This is a genomic window from Nocardioides sp. 503, from assembly GCF_004522095.1.
In the GTDB taxonomy this organism is placed as follows: Bacteria; Actinomycetota; Actinomycetes; order Propionibacteriales; family Nocardioidaceae; genus Nocardioides.
The window spans coordinates 68,272-83,573 of sequence record NZ_SPUI01000003.1 but is presented as its reverse complement, the minus strand read 5'-3'; the positions used below and the strand labels follow the sequence as shown (position 1 = coordinate 83,573).

Annotated in this window: 13 protein-coding genes; 4 read left to right on the top strand and 9 right to left on the bottom strand. The window is 71.9% G+C overall.

The genetic code is table 11. The features are described 5' to 3' along the window. Positions 1-212 precede the first annotated feature (212 nt). Positions 213-1,286, bottom strand: a complete 1,074-nt coding sequence (locus E4622_RS07660; RefSeq protein WP_134739563.1) for an alkene reductase — start codon at positions 1,284-1,286, stop codon at positions 213-215. A gap of 60 nt (positions 1,287-1,346) precedes the next feature. Between E4622_RS07660 and E4622_RS07655 the strand changes: the two genes are divergently transcribed. Then, on the top strand, positions 1,347-1,568 hold the full coding sequence (locus E4622_RS07655; RefSeq protein ID WP_134739560.1) for a hypothetical protein: 222 nt from the start codon (positions 1,347-1,349) through the stop codon (positions 1,566-1,568). On the opposite strand, the gene E4622_RS07650 is transcribed toward E4622_RS07655, so the two are convergent. Genes E4622_RS07650 through E4622_RS07640 form a run of 3 tightly spaced genes read right to left on the bottom strand, consistent with a single transcriptional unit; the run spans position 1,553 to position 3,512 of the window. Next, positions 1,553-2,035, bottom strand: a complete 483-nt coding sequence (locus E4622_RS07650; RefSeq protein ID WP_134739559.1) for a DUF2505 domain-containing protein — start codon at positions 2,033-2,035, stop codon at positions 1,553-1,555. The genes E4622_RS07655 and E4622_RS07650 overlap by 16 nt on opposite strands. After that, positions 2,032-2,514, bottom strand: coding sequence for a DUF2505 domain-containing protein (locus E4622_RS07645; protein WP_167736011.1), 483 nt, complete (start codon positions 2,512-2,514; stop codon positions 2,032-2,034). Before E4622_RS07645 ends, E4622_RS07650 begins: the two co-directional genes overlap by 4 nt. Positions 2,515-2,561: 47 nt before the next feature. Beyond that, a complete protein-coding gene (locus E4622_RS07640; protein WP_134739555.1) occupies positions 2,562-3,512 on the bottom strand; it encodes a hypothetical protein in 951 nt (316 codons plus the stop codon). A 44-nt stretch (positions 3,513-3,556) separates the two neighbouring features. Between E4622_RS07640 and E4622_RS07635 the strand changes: the two genes are divergently transcribed. Together E4622_RS07635 and E4622_RS07630 are read left to right on the top strand one after the other, a co-directional pair. Further along, entirely contained in the window at positions 3,557-4,417 is an 861-nt protein-coding gene (locus tag E4622_RS07635; protein ID WP_245155939.1) for a tryptophan 2,3-dioxygenase family protein, read from the top strand. Between the two features lie 55 nt (positions 4,418-4,472). Next, positions 4,473-9,332 (top strand): NAD-glutamate dehydrogenase, encoded by a 4,860-nt coding sequence (locus E4622_RS07630; RefSeq protein ID WP_209021838.1) that lies wholly within the window; start codon positions 4,473-4,475, stop codon positions 9,330-9,332. A 155-nt stretch (positions 9,333-9,487) separates the two neighbouring features. Here the strand turns inward: E4622_RS07630 and E4622_RS07625 are convergent, their stop codons facing one another. Next, positions 9,488-10,123 (bottom strand): isochorismatase family protein, encoded by a 636-nt coding sequence (locus E4622_RS07625; protein WP_134739554.1) that lies wholly within the window; start codon positions 10,121-10,123, stop codon positions 9,488-9,490. A gap of 101 nt (positions 10,124-10,224) precedes the next feature. Here E4622_RS07625 and E4622_RS07620 point away from each other — a divergent pair, with 101 nt between their 5' ends. Further along, the gene (locus E4622_RS07620; RefSeq protein WP_134739553.1) at positions 10,225-11,178 is read left to right on the top strand and encodes a helix-turn-helix domain-containing protein; all 954 of its coding nucleotides are present in this window, start codon (positions 10,225-10,227) and stop codon (positions 11,176-11,178) included. Positions 11,179-11,298: 120 nt separating this feature from the next. On the opposite strand, the gene E4622_RS07615 is transcribed toward E4622_RS07620, so the two are convergent. The 4 genes from E4622_RS07615 to deoC are packed head-to-tail and all read right to left on the bottom strand — an operon-like array spanning position 11,299 to position 15,285. Continuing rightward, positions 11,299-11,967: a pentapeptide repeat-containing protein gene (locus tag E4622_RS07615; RefSeq protein WP_134739552.1), complete on the bottom strand. Its 669-nt coding sequence runs from the start codon at positions 11,965-11,967 to the stop codon at positions 11,299-11,301. A gap of 11 nt (positions 11,968-11,978) precedes the next feature. After that, entirely contained in the window at positions 11,979-12,848 is an 870-nt protein-coding gene (locus E4622_RS07610) for an aldehyde dehydrogenase family protein (RefSeq protein ID WP_134740721.1), read from the bottom strand. A gap of 2 nt (positions 12,849-12,850) precedes the next feature. After that, the gene (locus tag E4622_RS07605; RefSeq protein ID WP_245155938.1) at positions 12,851-14,296 is read right to left on the bottom strand and encodes an aldehyde dehydrogenase family protein; all 1,446 of its coding nucleotides are present in this window, start codon (positions 14,294-14,296) and stop codon (positions 12,851-12,853) included. Beyond that, positions 14,296-15,285 (bottom strand): deoxyribose-phosphate aldolase, encoded by a 990-nt coding sequence (gene deoC, locus E4622_RS07600; protein ID WP_134739551.1) that lies wholly within the window; start codon positions 15,283-15,285, stop codon positions 14,296-14,298. Before deoC ends, E4622_RS07605 begins: the two co-directional genes overlap by 1 nt. Between the last annotated feature and the right edge of the window lie 17 nt (positions 15,286-15,302).

Below are 15,302 nucleotides of genomic sequence, written 5' to 3'. Positions count from 1 at the left end.
GAGGTCGCCGCGGCGCGTCGAAACCCGCGCACCCGAGCGCCGGCCTCGGTGCCCCAGGCGTGGTTTCGAGACGGGACTTCGTCCCTCCTCAACCCACGGGGCGGGACCCGGTGAGACGCACGCAGGGCGGTGACCGTGTCCGGTCACCGCCCTGCGGGTGTCACGGGGTCTCGACGGGCGCTCGCTGCGCTCGCTGCTCGACCACCGAGCGGTCAGTCGTCGAGGAAGGGGTAGTCGGTGTAGCCCTCGGCGCCGCCGCCGTAGAAGGTGTCGGGGTTGGGCTCGTTGAGCTCCGCGCCGGTCTGCCAGCGGCGGGGGAGGTCGGGGTTGGCGAGGAAGAGGCGGCCGACCGCGACGGCGTCCGCGAGGTCCTTGTCCAGGATCTCCTGCGCCGACTCGCGGGTCGTGACCTCGCCGAAGCCGTCGTTGGCGACGAGCACGCCGCCGAAGGCACGGCGCAGGTCCTGCACGAGCTCCTGGCGGGGCTCGGCGAGGACGCTGAGGTAGGCCAGGCCGAGCGGCGCGATGGCCTCGACCAGCGCCGAGTACGTCGCCGCGACGTCGGCCGGGTCCTCCTCGGTGCAGCCCTGGATGTTGTGGGCCGGCGAGATCCGGATGCCGACGCGCTCCGCGCCGATGGCCTCCGCGACCGCGCGGGTGACCTCGATGGCGAAACGGGCGCGGTTGACCGGCGACCCGCCGTACTCGTCGGTGCGCTGGTTGGCGCCCGGGGCGAGGAACTGGTGGATCAGGTAGCCGTTGGCCGCGTGGACCTCGACCCCGTCGAGGCCGGCCTCGACGGCGTTGCGGGCGGCGGTGACGTACTCCTGCACGGCTCCGGCGACCTCGTCGGTCTCGAGCGCGCGCGGCACGGGGTAGGGCTGCTGGCCGCTGGGCGTCACGATGCCGTCCGGCGCGGCGATCGCGCTGGGGGCGATGATCTCCTGGCCGCCGGTGTTGTCGGGGTGCGAGATGCGCCCGGCGTGCATCAGCTGGGCGACGATGCGTCCGCCCTGGGCGTGCACGGCGTCGGCGACGCGGCGCCAGCCGGCGAGCTGCTCGGGCGAGTGGAAGCCGGGGGTGTTCAGGTAACCCTGGCCACGGGCGCTGGGCTGGCTGCCCTCGGTGATGATCAGGCCGGCGCTGGCGCGCTGGGAGTAGTACTCCACGGCCAGGTCCCCGGGGACGCCGCCGGGCTCGGCGCGGTTGCGGGTGAGGGGTGCCATCACGAGACGGTTCGGGAGCGTCCGGGACTGCATGGTCAGGTCGTCGAAGAGATCAGGCATGTCTGTCCCAACCGGGGTGGAGGTGCCGTCCATTCCACCTCAGGTGGAGAATCGACCGCGATGAACATCACCCTCCCGCACCTCACGCCGATGCACCTCGGCGCGCTCCACCCGGTGGAACAGGCGCTGACGATCGTGCTCGCGTTCGGGCCGTTCGCGGTGCTGGGCGTCGTGATCGCCTTACGGCGGCGCCGCGAGGCCGCGGAGGACGCCGCCGAGGCGGCTCGGGTCGAGCAGACGGAGGAGAACGGGCAGAGCGGGCAGGCTCAGCGCGAGAGGTAGTCGCGACCGAGACGGTTCTCGGTCTCCAGCGCCGCGAGCAGCATCTCGCCGATCATGCTCTCGATCTTGCCGCCCACCAGCGGGATGCCGACCTTGATGGTCATGGTGACCGTCTCGGTGGTCACCCCGGCGTCCTCGGTCAGGACGGCCGTGCCGCTCATGTCGCCGGGCTTCCCGGGGATCGTGACCACGATGTCGCCCTGGGTGGCCCCGGCCCACGACTCGGCCTGGATGATGTTGGTCTCCTCGCCCACGAACTTCTTGGCGAACGACGGCAGCCCGGCCGTCGGCTGCCACTGGTCCAGCACGATCTCGGCGTTGTCGCCGTCCTCGGAGACCGAGACCTCGGCGCGGGTCATGCCGATCGCGGCGCACACCGCCCGGCGGAAGTCGGCGTCGCGCAGCATCGCGGCCACGCGCTCCGGCGGCGCGTCGTAGGTCAGCCGGTGCGTGACCTGCCGGCTCACCGCCGGCCCGCCAGCCAGGAGGTGCCGACCTCGTGCTCCTTGGCGTAGCCCTGCTCGAGGCTGTCGACGAGGAGCTGCTCGAGCTTGCCGCCGATCAGCGGCACCTTCACCTTGGCGTCCAGGTCGACGCTCTGCACGGTCCCGCTCCCGGCCTCGCGCAGGGTCACGGTCCCGGTGATCTTGGTCGGCTTGCCCGGGGCGCTGATGTCGACGTCGCCGCCCGAGCCGTCCTTCCAGGTCTCGGTGAGGATCGCGGTCGTCGTCTCGCCCACGAACTTCTTCGCGATCGACGGCAGGCCCGAGGTGTTCTGCTCGGTCTCCACCCGGACGGTCAGCCCGGCGCCGGCGACGTCGGTCGTCACGGCGTACGTCACGGCGTGCTGCGCCTCGGCGACCTTCTCCCGGAAGGCCGGGTCGGAGAGCATCGCGAAGACGTCGGCGGGCGGAGCGTCGTAGGACAGCTCGGTGTGCAGCTTCATGGCCGACATCATGCACGCCCGGTGCGGGGGCCGGGCGCCGTGGAGCCCTACTTCTTCTCGCAGGCCGCCATGGCCGCGTCCATCTCGGGCTGGTCGGGTGACATGGGGAAGACGCGGCGCCGGGGCGGCGCGGCGGTCGGGACGGTCTGCCCCTGCCGGGTGAAGGTCACGTCGACCGACGCGTAGCCGAACACGCCGGGCTTCCCCAGGCCGTCGACGGTCGGCTCGTAGCCGGCCTTCAGCGCGGCACTGTGGACGTCGCCGAGAGACACGTTGAGCCCCGTCACGCGGCCGCTGTGGATGTCGATGGTGGCCGGGACCCGGTCGGTGGAGTCGGGTGGGATGCCCAGCGCCGTCGCGAACTTCCCGCTGAGGGCCGCCGCCGCGGAGTACAGGTCGGTCATGACGGAGACCTCGCCGTCCTCGCCCCCGATCACCGCCTTGCTCTTGGCGAGCTGGACGACGTAGACGGACGCGGGGATGACCGGCCCGTCTGCCCCCGATGCGAGAGCGGCCAGCTCGGCCGACCCGGACTCGGCCAGGAAGTCGGAGTAGCGGACCGTCCCCCAGCAGGTCGTACGGCGTGGGGTGCGCTCCTCGGAGGTCGACAGCCACATGCGGTCCCCGCGGTAGATGATCCTCACGAAGCGCGTCTGCTCCTCGTCGGCGAGGGTGACGGTGACGGCCTGAGCCTGTCCCGGGATGTCGTAGTCGCCGTCCGTCAGCAGCGACGGTCCCGGCAGGTCCGTGGCGGTCTGGAAGTGGCCGGTCCCCGCGTCGACGAGGCTGCGCAGGACGCGGTCGGCCTTGCGGAGCGCGGCCCGGCTCGTGTCCGGCTCGTCGGGGGTGGGCGGGTCCGTGGGCTCCGCGGAGTCCGCCGACCGGGGACCGCTGGGTGCGGAGGCGTCCGCCTCCGGCGTCTCGTCGTCCGTCGACGCGCAGGACGCGAGGACGGACGACAGGACCAGGACGCCGCCGGCCACCAGGTGTCTGCGCATGGGCGGGGACGCTACCGGCGGCAGACGTGGTTGGGTGGGCTTTTGTGACGACCCGCGCGCAGCAGCCCGACGAGAGCCCGCAGCAGAGCCCCGAGAGGAGCCCCGAGAAGAGCCCCGACGAGAGCTTCGTGTCCTTCGGGGAGCAGGGGGCGCAGCTGACCTACGGGAGCTACCTGCGCCTGCCCCAGCTGCTGGACGCCCAGCACCTGGAGTCCGACCCTCCGGCGCACGACGAGCTGCTGTTCATCACCATCCACCAGGTCTACGAGCTGTGGTTCAAGCAGCTGCTGCACGAGGTGGTCGCCGCGCGCGAGGCGATGACGTCCGGCGACCTGTGGTGGGCCCAGCACCTCCTGCAGCGGGTGCACGTCATCGAGCGGGTCCTCGTCCAGCAGGTCGACGTGCTGGAGACGATGACACCGCAGGACTTCCTGCAGTTCCGCCAGCAGCTGGCGCCGGCGAGCGGCTTCCAGTCGGTGCAGTTCCGCGAGCTGGAGTTCGTCTCGGGCGCCAAGGACGCGGCCTACGTCGAGCGCTTCCGCGGGCTGACGGCCGAGGAGCTGCGGCGCCTCGGGCAGCGCCTCGAGGAGCCGACGCTGTGGGACGCGTTCCTGGAGGTGCTGCGCGCCCAGGGCCTGGCGGCAGGGTCGGATGCGGAGGTCTCCGCGTCGATGCGCACCGTGGCCCACGACCGCTCCCGGTACGCCGCCGTGTGGGCGCTCGCGGAGGCCCTGCTGCAGCACGACGAGCTCGCCGCGAGCTGGCGCGCGCGCCACGTCGTGATGGTCGAGCGGATGATCGGGTCCAAGTCCGGCACGGGCGGCTCGAGCGGCTCGACGTACCTGCGCAGCCGGCTCCCGCTGCAGTACTACCCGCTGCTCTGGGACCTGCGCAGCGAGCTGTAGGCCCGCCCCGGCCCCGCGTTGTGACATGGCGCACCCGACGACCTAGTGTCGGAGCGTGTCAACGACGACGCAGGATGTGGACAAGGCCGAGCTCCTCGACCAGGCGATCGGCCTGGCCCTCAGCAAGAAGGGCACGGGCGGCCCACCCCAGGACCGGGTGGATGCGCTGCTGCGGGCCTACTACCGCCACGTCGCCCCCGAGGACCTGCTGGAGCGCAGCGACGTCGACGTCTACGGCGCCCTGGTCTCGCACTACCGGTTGGCCCAGGAGCGCCCCCAGGGCACCGCACGGGTCCGGGTGCTCACCCCCACCCTGAGCGACCACGGCTGGTCGGCCGGCGGCCACTCGGTGGTCGAGGTCGTCGTCGACGACATGCCGTTCCTCGTGGACTCGCTGACGATGGAGCTCTCGCGCCAGCTGCGCGACGTGCACCTGGTCATCCACCCCAACTACGACGTGGTGCGCGACATCACCGGCGCCCTCCAGGAGGTCCGCCCGGTCGACGACGGGTCGAGCGCCCCCGACGACGACGCCGTGCGCGAGTCGTGGATGCACGTGGAGATCGACCGCCTCCGTGAGGAGGACGACCCCGCGGAGATCGTCGACGCCGTGCAGCGGGTGCTGCGCGATGTTCGCGAGTCGGTCGAGGACTGGGAGAGGATGCACGCCCAGGTCAAGGACATCGTCGACGGCCTCCGCGCCGACCCGCCGCCGCTGGCGCCCGACGAGGTCCGGCAGGCCGCCGAGCTGCTGTCGTGGCTCTCCGACGAGCACTTCACGTTCCTCGGCTACCGCGAGTACGCCTTGGAGCGCGAGGACGACGACGACTTCCTGCGGGCCGTGCCCGGCACCGGTCTCGGCATCCTGCGCGCCGACCAGGCGATGTCCGACTCGTTCGGCCGGCTGCCCGAGCTGGTCAAGGCCAAGGCCCGGGAGAAGACCCTGCTGGTGCTGGCGAAGGCCAACTCGCGCGCCACCGTGCACCGGCCGGCGTACCTCGACTACGTCGGGGTCAAGACGTTCGGCGCCGACGGCGAGGTCACGGGCGAGCGCCGCTTCCTCGGGCTGTTCTCCAGCGCCGCCTACACCGAGTCGCTGCTGCGGATCCCGCTGATCCGCGAGAAGGCCGAGGCCGTGCTGCGCCGCAGCGGCTTCGACGCGCGCAGCCACGCGGGCAAGGCCCTGATGGACACGCTGGAGACCTACCCCCGCGACGAGCTGTTCCACACCCCCGTCGACGAGCTGGCCCCCATGGTCGAGGCCGCGATGGTCGCGCGGGAGCGCCGTGCGCTCAGGCTGTTCGTGCGTCGCGACACCTACGGTCGCTACGTCTCCGTGCTCGTCTACCTGCCGCGCGACCGCTACAACACCACCGTCCGCGAGCGGTTCGCCAAGATCCTCCAGGACCGCTTCGGCGGCGAGTCCGTGGAGTTCACCGTGCGCATCAACGAGTCCACGACCGCGCGCGTCCACTTCGTCGTCCGCCTGCCCAAGGGCGAGTCGATCCCCGACGTGGACACCCAGGAGCTGGAGCGCCGGCTGGGGGAGGCCTCACGGTCGTGGCGCGACGACTTCACCTCCGCGGTGATCGCGCAGTACGGCGAGGAGAGCGGCTCGATCCTCGGGCGCCGCTACGCCGACTCGTTCCCGGAGGCCTACAAGGAGGACTTCCTCGCCCGCACCGCCGCCGTCGACCTCGGTCGCCTCGAGGCGATCCAGGGCGACGAGGGCATCGACCTGTCGCTCTACGAGGAGCTCGACGCCGGGCGCGGTGAGGCGCGGCTCAAGGTCTTCCGCATCGGGGAGCCGCTGTCGCTCTCGGAGATCCTGCCGATGCTCTCCTCCATGGGCGTGGAGGTCGTCGACGAGCGGCCCTACGCCCTCGCCGGCCTGGAGCGTCCGTCGTACGTCTACGAGTTCGGGCTGCGCTACGGGCGATCCCTGCCCGCGGGGTCGCGCGAGCCCTTCCAGGACGCGCTGCGTGCGGTCTGGGACGGCTTCAACGAGATCGACGGGTTCAACGCGCTGGTGCTGGGCGCCGGGCTGACCTGGCGCCAGGCCACGGTGCTGCGCGCCTACGCGAAGTACATGCGCCAGGGCGGCTCGCCGTTCGCCCTCGACTACATCGAGGACGCGCTCGGCAGCAACGTCGACATCACGCGGCTGCTGGTGCGCCTCTTCGAGGTGCGCTTCGACCCCGGGACCGACGACACCGCCGCCGACGCCGACGAGCGGACCGCGCGCGTCGAGGACGTCCGGCAGCGCATCGCGCGCGCCCTGGACGACGTGGCGAGCCTCGACCACGACCGGATCCTGCGCTCCTACCTCACCCACGTGCTGGCGACGCTGCGCACCAACTACTTCCAGACCGTCGACGGCGGCCCGCACCCCTACATGTCCTTCAAGCTCGAGCCGTCGAGCATCCCGGACCTGCCGGAGCCGCGGCCGCGCTTCGAGATCTTCGTCTACTCCCCGCGCGTCGAGGGCGTCCACCTGCGCTTCGGGTCCGTCGCGCGCGGGGGCCTGCGCTGGTCCGACCGGCGCGACGACTTCCGCACCGAGGTGCTCGGGCTGGTCAAGGCGCAGATGGTCAAGAACACCGTGATCGTGCCGGTGGGTGCCAAGGGCGGCTTCTTCTGCAAGCAGCTGCCCGACTCCTCGGACCGCGACGCGTGGCTGGCCGAGGGCATCGCCTGCTACCAGACCTTCATCTCCGGGCTGCTCGACATCACCGACAACCTCGTCGAGGGCGAGACCGTCCCGCCGCGCCAGGTCGTGCGCCACGACGGCGACGACTCCTACCTCGTGGTGGCCGCCGACAAGGGGACTGCCACGTTCTCCGACATCGCCAACGGCGTCGCGAAGGACTACGGCTTCTGGCTCGGCGACGCCTTCGCGAGCGGAGGGTCGGTCGGCTACGACCACAAGGCGATGGGCATCACCGCGCGCGGCGCCTGGGTCTCGGTGCGCCGGCACTTCCGCGAGATGGGCGTCGACTGCCAGACCGAGGACCACACCTGCGTGGGCGTCGGCGACATGTCCGGCGACGTGTTCGGCAACGGACTGCTGTGCTCCGAGCACACCCGCCTGCTGGCGGCGTTCGACCACCGCGACATCTTCCTCGACCCGTCGCCCGACGCGGCGACGTCGTACGCCGAGCGGCGGCGGCTCTTCGAGCTGCCGCGCTCGTCGTGGCGCGACTACGACCGGGCCCTGATCTCCGAGGGTGGCGGCGTCTTCCCGCGCTCGGCCAAGTCGATCAGGCTCAACGACCCGATCCGCTCCGCGCTGGGCATCGAGGACGGCGTCGAGGCGATGACGCCGGCCGAGCTGATGCGGGCGATCCTGCTCGCGCCCGCCGACCTGCTCTGGAACGGCGGCATCGGCACCTACGTGAAGGGCGCGGACGAGCCCCACGCCGCGGCCGGCGACAAGGCCAACGACGCGATCCGCGTCGACGGCGGAGACCTGCGCGTGCGGTGCGTCGGCGAAGGCGGCAACCTCGGCTTCACGCAGGCCGGGCGCATCGAGTACGCCCGCGGCGGCGGGCGGATGAACACCGACTTCATCGACAACTCCGCCGGCGTCGACACCTCCGACCACGAGGTCAACCTCAAGATCCTGCTCGACCGGGTCGTGCACGCCGGCGACCTCACCGAGAAGCAGCGCAACAAGGTGCTCGTGGAGATGACCGACGAGGTCGCCGACCTGGTGCTGCGCGACAACTACGAGCAGAACCTCGCGCTGGCCAACGCGGCCGCCAACGCCGTCCCGCTGCTGCACGTCCACGAGTTCTGGATGAAGAAGCTGGAGAGCGACGGCCGGCTCGACCGCGAGATCGAGGGCCTGCCGTCCAGGCGCGAGGTACGCCGCCGCCTGGAGCGCCGGGAGGGCCTCACCGTCCCCGAGCTGTCGGTGCTCATGGCGTGGACCAAGATCGTCCTCGCCGACGAGCTGCTCGACTCCGAGCTGCCCGACGACCCCTACCTCGACCTGGACCTCAAGGCCTACTTCCCCCGCCAGATCCGCGAGGGCTTCGAGGGTCCGCTCACCGAGCACCCGCTGCGCCGCGAGATCATCGTGACCCAGGTCGTCAACGACCTGGTCAACGGCGCGGGCATGACCTACTGGCCGCGCCTGGCCGGGGAGACCGGCGCGGACGCGGCCGACCTCGTGCGCGCCAACTTCGTGGCGCGCGAGGTGTTCGGGTCGCTGCCGCTGCGCGAGGAGATCAAGGGCCTCGACAACCGGCTGGACGCGTCCGTGCAGACCCGCATGCGCCTGGAGATGCGCACCCTCGTCGAGCGGGCCTCGCGCTGGCTCGTCAGCAACCGGCGCCCGCCGCTGGACAGCCAGGCGACCGTCGAGCTGTTCGCCGACCCGCTGCGCCAGACGATGGCGCAGCTGCCCGACCTGATGACCGGCCGCGAGCTCACGGCGTACGAGGAGCGGCGCGACGCGCTCGTGGCCAAGGGCGTCCCCGAGGAGCTGGCCACGCGGGTGGCGGTGCTGCCGCCGTCGTACATGCTGCTCAACATCATCGAGATCGCCCAGCGCGAGTCCTACGACCCGACGGTCGTCGCGCGCGTGCACTTCGCGCTGGGGGAGCGGCTCGGCCTGCCGTCGCTGGTGCAGCGCATCCTCGGGTTGCCGCGCGAGGACCGCTGGCAGACCATGGCCCGCGCGGCCCTGCGCGACGACCTGCACGCCGTCCACGCCCAGCTCACCCACCAGGTGCTGGTCGCGACCTCGGCCGACGACCCCGCACCCGTGCGGATCGCCGAGTGGGAGGAGTCCGACGCGGTCGTGGTCGCCCGCGCCGCCACCACCCTGCAGGAGATCTGCACCGACGACGCCGGCGACCTGGCCCGCATGTCGGTCGGCCTGCGCGTGGTGCGGGGCCTGCTGGCGTAGGGCTTCGCGCGGGTGGTCGACCGGCGAGGCGGGTCGTCGTCCCACGCGTCACAGTGGCGTCGAGGAACTCACGCTTCCCGTACGAAGCTTCATGCCGGAAGCGTGAGTTTCACCGGGTACCCGGTGAAACTCACCGCCCCGGCGGAGCTCGTCGTTCAGCCGCCGAACGCGGCGCGGCCCTGCGTGGCCGAGGTGCCCAGGTCGCTCTTGGGCAGCGGCTCGCCCGCGGCGACGGCGGTGGCCCAGGACTCGGTCGTCGCGACGGCGGCGAAGTTGGAGTGCAGCAGGACCAGGAGCGTCTCGTGCAGCTGGTCGGCCGAGACCTTGCCGGCCTCGTTGGCGAGGTGGATCGCGCCGCTGGCGTCGGAGAGCACCTCGGCGGCCAGGCCGAGCTCCTCGGCACCCACCGCGGAGGCGAGGTCGCAGTTGTTGGTCATGTAGCCGACGATCGTGACGGTGTCGACGTCCTGCTCGGCCAACCACGCCGCGACGTCGGTGCCGGCGAAGACGCTGCCCTTGTCCTTCGTGGCGCGCTTCCAGGTCGGCTGCAGCCGCCGCTCCACCTCGGGGTGCAGCGCCCAGCTGTCGCTGCCGACGGCGAAGACCGGGGCACCCTCCGGCAGCTGGTGCTGCACGACGACGACCGGCAGGTCGTGCTCACGCGCGACGTCGAGGGCGGTGACGACGTTCGCGAGCGTGTGCTCGCGCGACGGGGCCTGGATCTGCAGGATCCCGTCGAAGTACTCCTGCTGGACGTCGACGACGACGAGGGCTCTGCGAGGCGCGGACATGTCTCTCCCGGGGATGGACGGTCGGTGGGGCACCAGCCTCCCGCGACCGGGGCGCTACCGTGAGCGGCACGAATGACGTCTTTCGATGAGATCGGGCCAACATGCGTATCGCTGTCCTCGCCTTCGACGGCATCACGATGTTCCACCTCGCCGCCCCGCTGCTGGTCTTCGGCGAGGTGGGCCGGCAGGGCCTCGCGACCGGCTGGGACCCCGTCGTCTGGACCGAGGACGGCCGCGGCGTGCGGACCGCCGAGGGTCCCCGGATCGAGGACGTCGCCGGCCCCGAGGCGGCCGAGCACGCCGACCTGCTCGTGCTGCCGTCGTGGCCGACGGACCTGCGCCCCACGGGCGAGCCCCTGCTGGCCAGGATCCGGGCGGCGCAGGCCCGCGGCGGGCAGGTCGCCGGCCTCTGCCTGGGCGCGTTCCCGGTGGTGGACAGCGGGCTGCTGGACGGCCGGGAGGCGGTCACGCACTGGGGTGCGGTGGAGGAGCTCGCCCGTCGACGGCCGACGGTCACGGTCGACCCCGCCGCGCTCTACCGCGACCACGGCGACGTCCTGACCTCCGCCGGTACGGCGTCCGCGATCGACGCCTGCCTGCACCTGGTCCGCACCCACCTCGGCGCCACGGCTGCGGCGACCGTGGCGCGGCACCTCGTCGTGGCGCCGCACCGCGACGGCGACCAGGCGCAGTACATCGACCGTCCCATGCCGGAGCCCGGCGGCGTCGGGCACCTCGGCCCCACCCTGGACTGGGCAGTGGGTCACCTCGACGAGCGGCTCTCGGTCGACGACCTCGCCGAGCACGCCCGGATGAGTCGCCGCAACTTCACCCGTCGGTTCGCGGAGGCGACCGGCACCACGCCCGCTCGGTGGGTCCTCGCGCGGCGCCTGGACCAGGCCCGTCGGCTCCTCGAGACGACGACCTGGCCCGTCGCCCGCATCGCCGAGGCGTGCGGCTTCAGCGGCGCGGTGACCTTCCGGCAGAACTTCGTGGCGGCGTACTCGACCACGCCGACGTCGTACCGGCAACGGTTCTCGGCGTCGCAGGGGTGACCGGGCGCGTCCGTCACTCCTGCCCCAGTGCCTGTACGGAACTCACGCTTCCGGCATGAAGCTTCGTACGGGAAGCGTGAGTTTCACCGGGTACCCGGTGAATCTCCGCCGCAGGACGCCTCAGGCGTTCTCGACCTTGAGCCCCTTCTCGCGGGCGAGGAGCGGCGCGAGGAGATCGAGCTGGGCGGGGCTGATGGTGACGCCGCGCAGGCCGTCGAGGCCGTCGACGGACTCGAGCTCGCAGCCGCGGAGGTCGACGTGCTCGAGTCGGGCCTGCTGGAGGTTGAGGCGGCCGATGCGGGTGCCGGGGAATGCGATGCGGCGCGCGGAGGTGGACAGCAGGTCCAGCTCCTCGATGACGCAGTCGGTGAAGGCCACGTCGAGCAGCTCCGCGCCGCGCAGGTTGACGAAGCTGAGCTTGCAGCCGACGAAGTGCACCGACTGCCAGGACGTCTCGTAGGCCTCGACCGAGCCGAGCCGGGCGCCGCTCAGGCTGACGTCGCGCCACACCCCGCGCGGCGCCCGCATGACCGGCACGTTGAGCCGCTCGAACGTCGTCTCGCGCAGCTGGGTGGAGCGCCAGTCGGCCTCGGCCGCGACCACGCCGGTGACCGCGCAGTCGTCGAGCGAGGCGCCGCCCATCGACAGCAAGGGCAGGTCCAGGTCGACGAAGGACAGGCCCTCCAGGTCGGCGTTCGCGACGAGGAGGTCGGGCGTCCCCGCGGTCAGCACGCCGTGCTGGACGGGGGAGAGGTGAGGTGCGTGGGTGGTGCCGCGGGGCTTGGCCATCGGGTCGGCGCTCAGACGCCGATGGGGTGCCACACGGTCTTGGTCTCCACGAACGCCGTCATCGCGTCGAGCCCGGGGTCAGTAGCGAAGTCGGGCTCGGCGGCGGGCGCGCGCCGCACCCGCTTGAGGTTGTCGGCCGCAGCGACCTCGAGCGAGGTGGTGAGCTCGGTGTCGCCGGCGACGCCCAGCAGGTCGATGGCGTTGACGTCCATGTGGGAGGCCAGCCACGGGGCGATGGTCGAGGCGTCACCGGTGAGGATGTTGACCACCCCGCCCGGCACGTCAGACGTCGCCAGGCACTCCGCGAACGTCACCGCCGGCAGCGGCCGCTGGTAGGACGACACGACGACCGCGGTGTTGCCCGTGACGATGACCGGTGCGACCGCGCTGATGAGCCCGAGCAGCGAGGACTCCTGCGGGGCGAGGACGGCGACCACGCCGGTCGGCTCGGGGGTGGAGAGGTTGAAGAAGGGACCGGCGACGGGGTTGGCGTTGCCGACGACCTGGGTCAGCTTGTCGGCCCAGCCGGCGTACCAGACCAGGCGGTCGATCGACTCGTCGAGCACCTTCTCCGCGCGCGAGCCCGAGAGCCCCTCGGACTGCCGGACGGCCTGCACGAGCTGGGGCCGGCGGTCCTCCATGATCTCGGCGATGCGGTAGAGGATCTGCGCACGGTTGTAGGCGGTCTTGCCGGCCCACCCGCCGAAGGCCTTGCGCGCCGCGACCACGGCGTCGCGGGCGTCCTTGCGCGAGGCGAGCGCGGCGTTGGCCACGAAGGCCCCCTTCGAGTCGTGCACGACGTAGGAGTAGCCCGACTCCGAGCGCGGGAAGGCGCCGCCGATGAACAGCTTGTAGGTCTTGCGGACGTCGACGCGCGACATGGTCACTCGCCCCCCTTCAGGTAGCCTGCGAGGCCGTGGCGGCCGCCCTCGCGGCCGTAGCCGGACTCCTTGTAGCCGCCGAACGGGCTCGTCGGGTCGAACTTGTTGAACGTGTTGGCCCAGACCACGCCCGCACGCAGCGAGCCGGCCATCTTGAGGATCAGGGAGCCCTTGTCGGTCCAGACGCCGGCCGACAGGCCGTACGGCGTGTTGTTGGCCTTCTCGATCGCCTCGGCGGGCGTGCGGAACGTCAGCACCGAGAGCACCGGTCCGAAGACCTCCTCGCGCGCGATCCGGTGGGCCTGGGTGACGCCGGTGAAGATCGTCGGCGGGAACCAGAAGCCGTGGGCGGGCAGCTCGCAGGGCGCCGACCAGCGCCCGGCGCCCTCGGCCTCGCCGATGTCGGACAGCTCGCGGATGCGGGCCAGCTGCTCCGCGGAGTTGATCGCGCCGACGTCGGTGTTCTTGTCGAGCGGGTCCCCGAGCCGGAGCGTCGCCATGCGGCGCTTGAGCCGGTCCAGGACGTCCTCGGCGACCGACTCCTGCACGAGCAGGCGCGAGCCGGCGCAGCACACGTGGCCCTGGTTGAAGAAGATCCCGTCGACGATGCCCTCGATGGCCTGGTCGAGCGGCGCGTCGTCGAAGACGATGTTGGCGGCCTTGCCGCCCAGCTCGAGGGTCACCCTCTTGTCGGTGCCCGCGACCGCGCGGGCGATCGCCTTGCCGACCTCGGTGGAGCCGGTGAAGGCGACCTTGTCGACGTCGGCGTGACCCACCAGCGCCTGGCCGGTGGCGCCGGCGCCGGTGATGATGTTGACGACGCCCGGGGGCAGGTCGGCCTGCTGGCAGATCTCCGCGAACAGCAGCGCCGTCAGTGGGGTGGTCTCGGCGGGCTTGAGCACGACGGTGTTGCCGCACGCGAGCGCCGGCGCGATCTTCCACGCCAGCATCAGCAGCGGGAAGTTCCACGGGATGACCTGCGCGGCGACGCCGAGCGAGCGATCGCCGTAGCCGGAGTACTCCAGCTTGTCGGCCCAGCCGGCGTAGTAGAAGAAGTGCGCGGCGGCGACCGGGACGTCGACGTCGCGCGACTCCTTGATCGGCTTGCCGTTGTCGATCGACTCCAGCACCGCCAGCTCGCGGCCGCGCTCCTGGATGATCCGCGCGATGCGGTAGAGGTACTTGGCACGCTCGCGGCCGGGCATCCTCGACCACACGCGGGTGTGGGCGCGGCGGGCGGCCTTGACCGCGAGGTCGACGTCGGCCTGGTCGGCCTCGGCCACCTCGGAGAGGACCTCCTCGGTGGCGGGGCTGATCGTCTTGAACGACGTCCCGTGGCCGTCGACGAACTCACCGTCGACGAACAGGCCGTAGGACGGCTTGATGTCGACGATGCTGCGGGACTCGGGGGCGGGGGCGTACTCGAAGACGTTGCTCGTCATGGTCATCAGTCCAACGTGAAGTAGTCGGGACCGGAGTAGCGCCCGGTCGTCATCTTGGTGCGCTGCATGAGCAGCTCGTTGAGGAGCGTGGAGGCGCCGAAGCGGAACCAGTCGGGGTCCAGCCAGTCGGGCCCGGCAACCTCGTTGACGAGCACGAGGTACTTGATGGCGTCCTTGGCGGTCCGGATGCCGCCGGCCGGCTTGACGCCGACCATCTGCCCGGTGGTCTCGCGGAAGTCGCGCACCGCCTGGAGCATGACCATCGTGACCGGGAGCGTCGCGGCCGGCTGCACCTTGCCGGTGGAGGTCTTGATGAAGTGGCCGCCGGCCATCATCGCCAGCCAGGAGGCGCGTCGCACGTTGTCGTAGGTCTGGAGCTCGCCGGTCTCGAAGATCACCTTGAGGTGGGCGCTGCTGCCGTCGGGGCGCGCGCAGGCCTCGCGCACGGCGACGATCTCCTCGAAGACCTGCAGGTAGCGCCCGGAGAGGAAGGCACCGCGGTCGATGACCATGTCGATCTCGTCGGCGCCGGCCTCGACCGCGTCGCGGGTGTCGGCGAGCTTGATGTCGAGGGCCGCGCGACCGCTCGGGAACGCCGTCGCGACGGCCGCCACGTGGACCCCGCTGTCGCCGAGGACCTCCTTGGCGGTGGCCACCATGTCGGGGTAGACGCAGACCGCGGCCGTCGCCGGGCACGTCGGGTCGGAGGGGTCGGGCCGCATCGCCTTGGCCGCGAGCGCGCGCACCTTGCCGTGGGTGTCCTGCCCCTCAAGCGTGGTCAGGTCGACCATGCGGATCGCGAGGTCCAGGGCGTAGGCCTTGGCGGTCGTCTTGATCGAGCGCGTGCCCAGCGCGGCGGCACGGGCATCGGCGCCGACCTGGTCGACGCCGGGCAGCCCGTGGAGGAAGCCCCGCAGCGACGCGTCGGACCGCGTGACGTCCGAGAACTGCCCGGCGGCACCCTCGGCGGTCGCGGTGGTGGGGGAGGGAGGCATCCCCCCAGCATAGGGTT

Coding starts and splice junctions, on each gene's coding strand:
- E4622_RS07615 (WP_134739552.1), bottom strand. CDS start 11,967: ATGGCCAAGCCCCGCGGCACCACCCACGCACCTCACCTCTCCCCCGTC.
- E4622_RS07655 (WP_134739560.1), top strand. CDS start 1,347: ATGAACATCACCCTCCCGCACCTCACGCCGATGCACCTCGGCGCGCTC.
- E4622_RS07625 (WP_134739554.1), bottom strand. CDS start 10,123: ATGTCCGCGCCTCGCAGAGCCCTCGTCGTCGTCGACGTCCAGCAGGAG.
- E4622_RS07645 (WP_167736011.1), bottom strand. CDS start 2,514: ATGAAGCTGCACACCGAGCTGTCCTACGACGCTCCGCCCGCCGACGTC.
- deoC (WP_134739551.1), bottom strand. CDS start 15,285: ATGCCTCCCTCCCCCACCACCGCGACCGCCGAGGGTGCCGCCGGGCAG.
- E4622_RS07640 (WP_134739555.1), bottom strand. CDS start 3,512: ATGCGCAGACACCTGGTGGCCGGCGGCGTCCTGGTCCTGTCGTCCGTC.
- E4622_RS07620 (WP_134739553.1), top strand. CDS start 10,225: ATGCGTATCGCTGTCCTCGCCTTCGACGGCATCACGATGTTCCACCTC.
- E4622_RS07610 (WP_134740721.1), bottom strand. CDS start 12,848: ATGTCGCGCGTCGACGTCCGCAAGACCTACAAGCTGTTCATCGGCGGC.
- E4622_RS07605 (WP_245155938.1), bottom strand. CDS start 14,296: ATGACCATGACGAGCAACGTCTTCGAGTACGCCCCCGCCCCCGAGTCC.
- E4622_RS07660 (WP_134739563.1), bottom strand. CDS start 1,286: ATGCCTGATCTCTTCGACGACCTGACCATGCAGTCCCGGACGCTCCCG.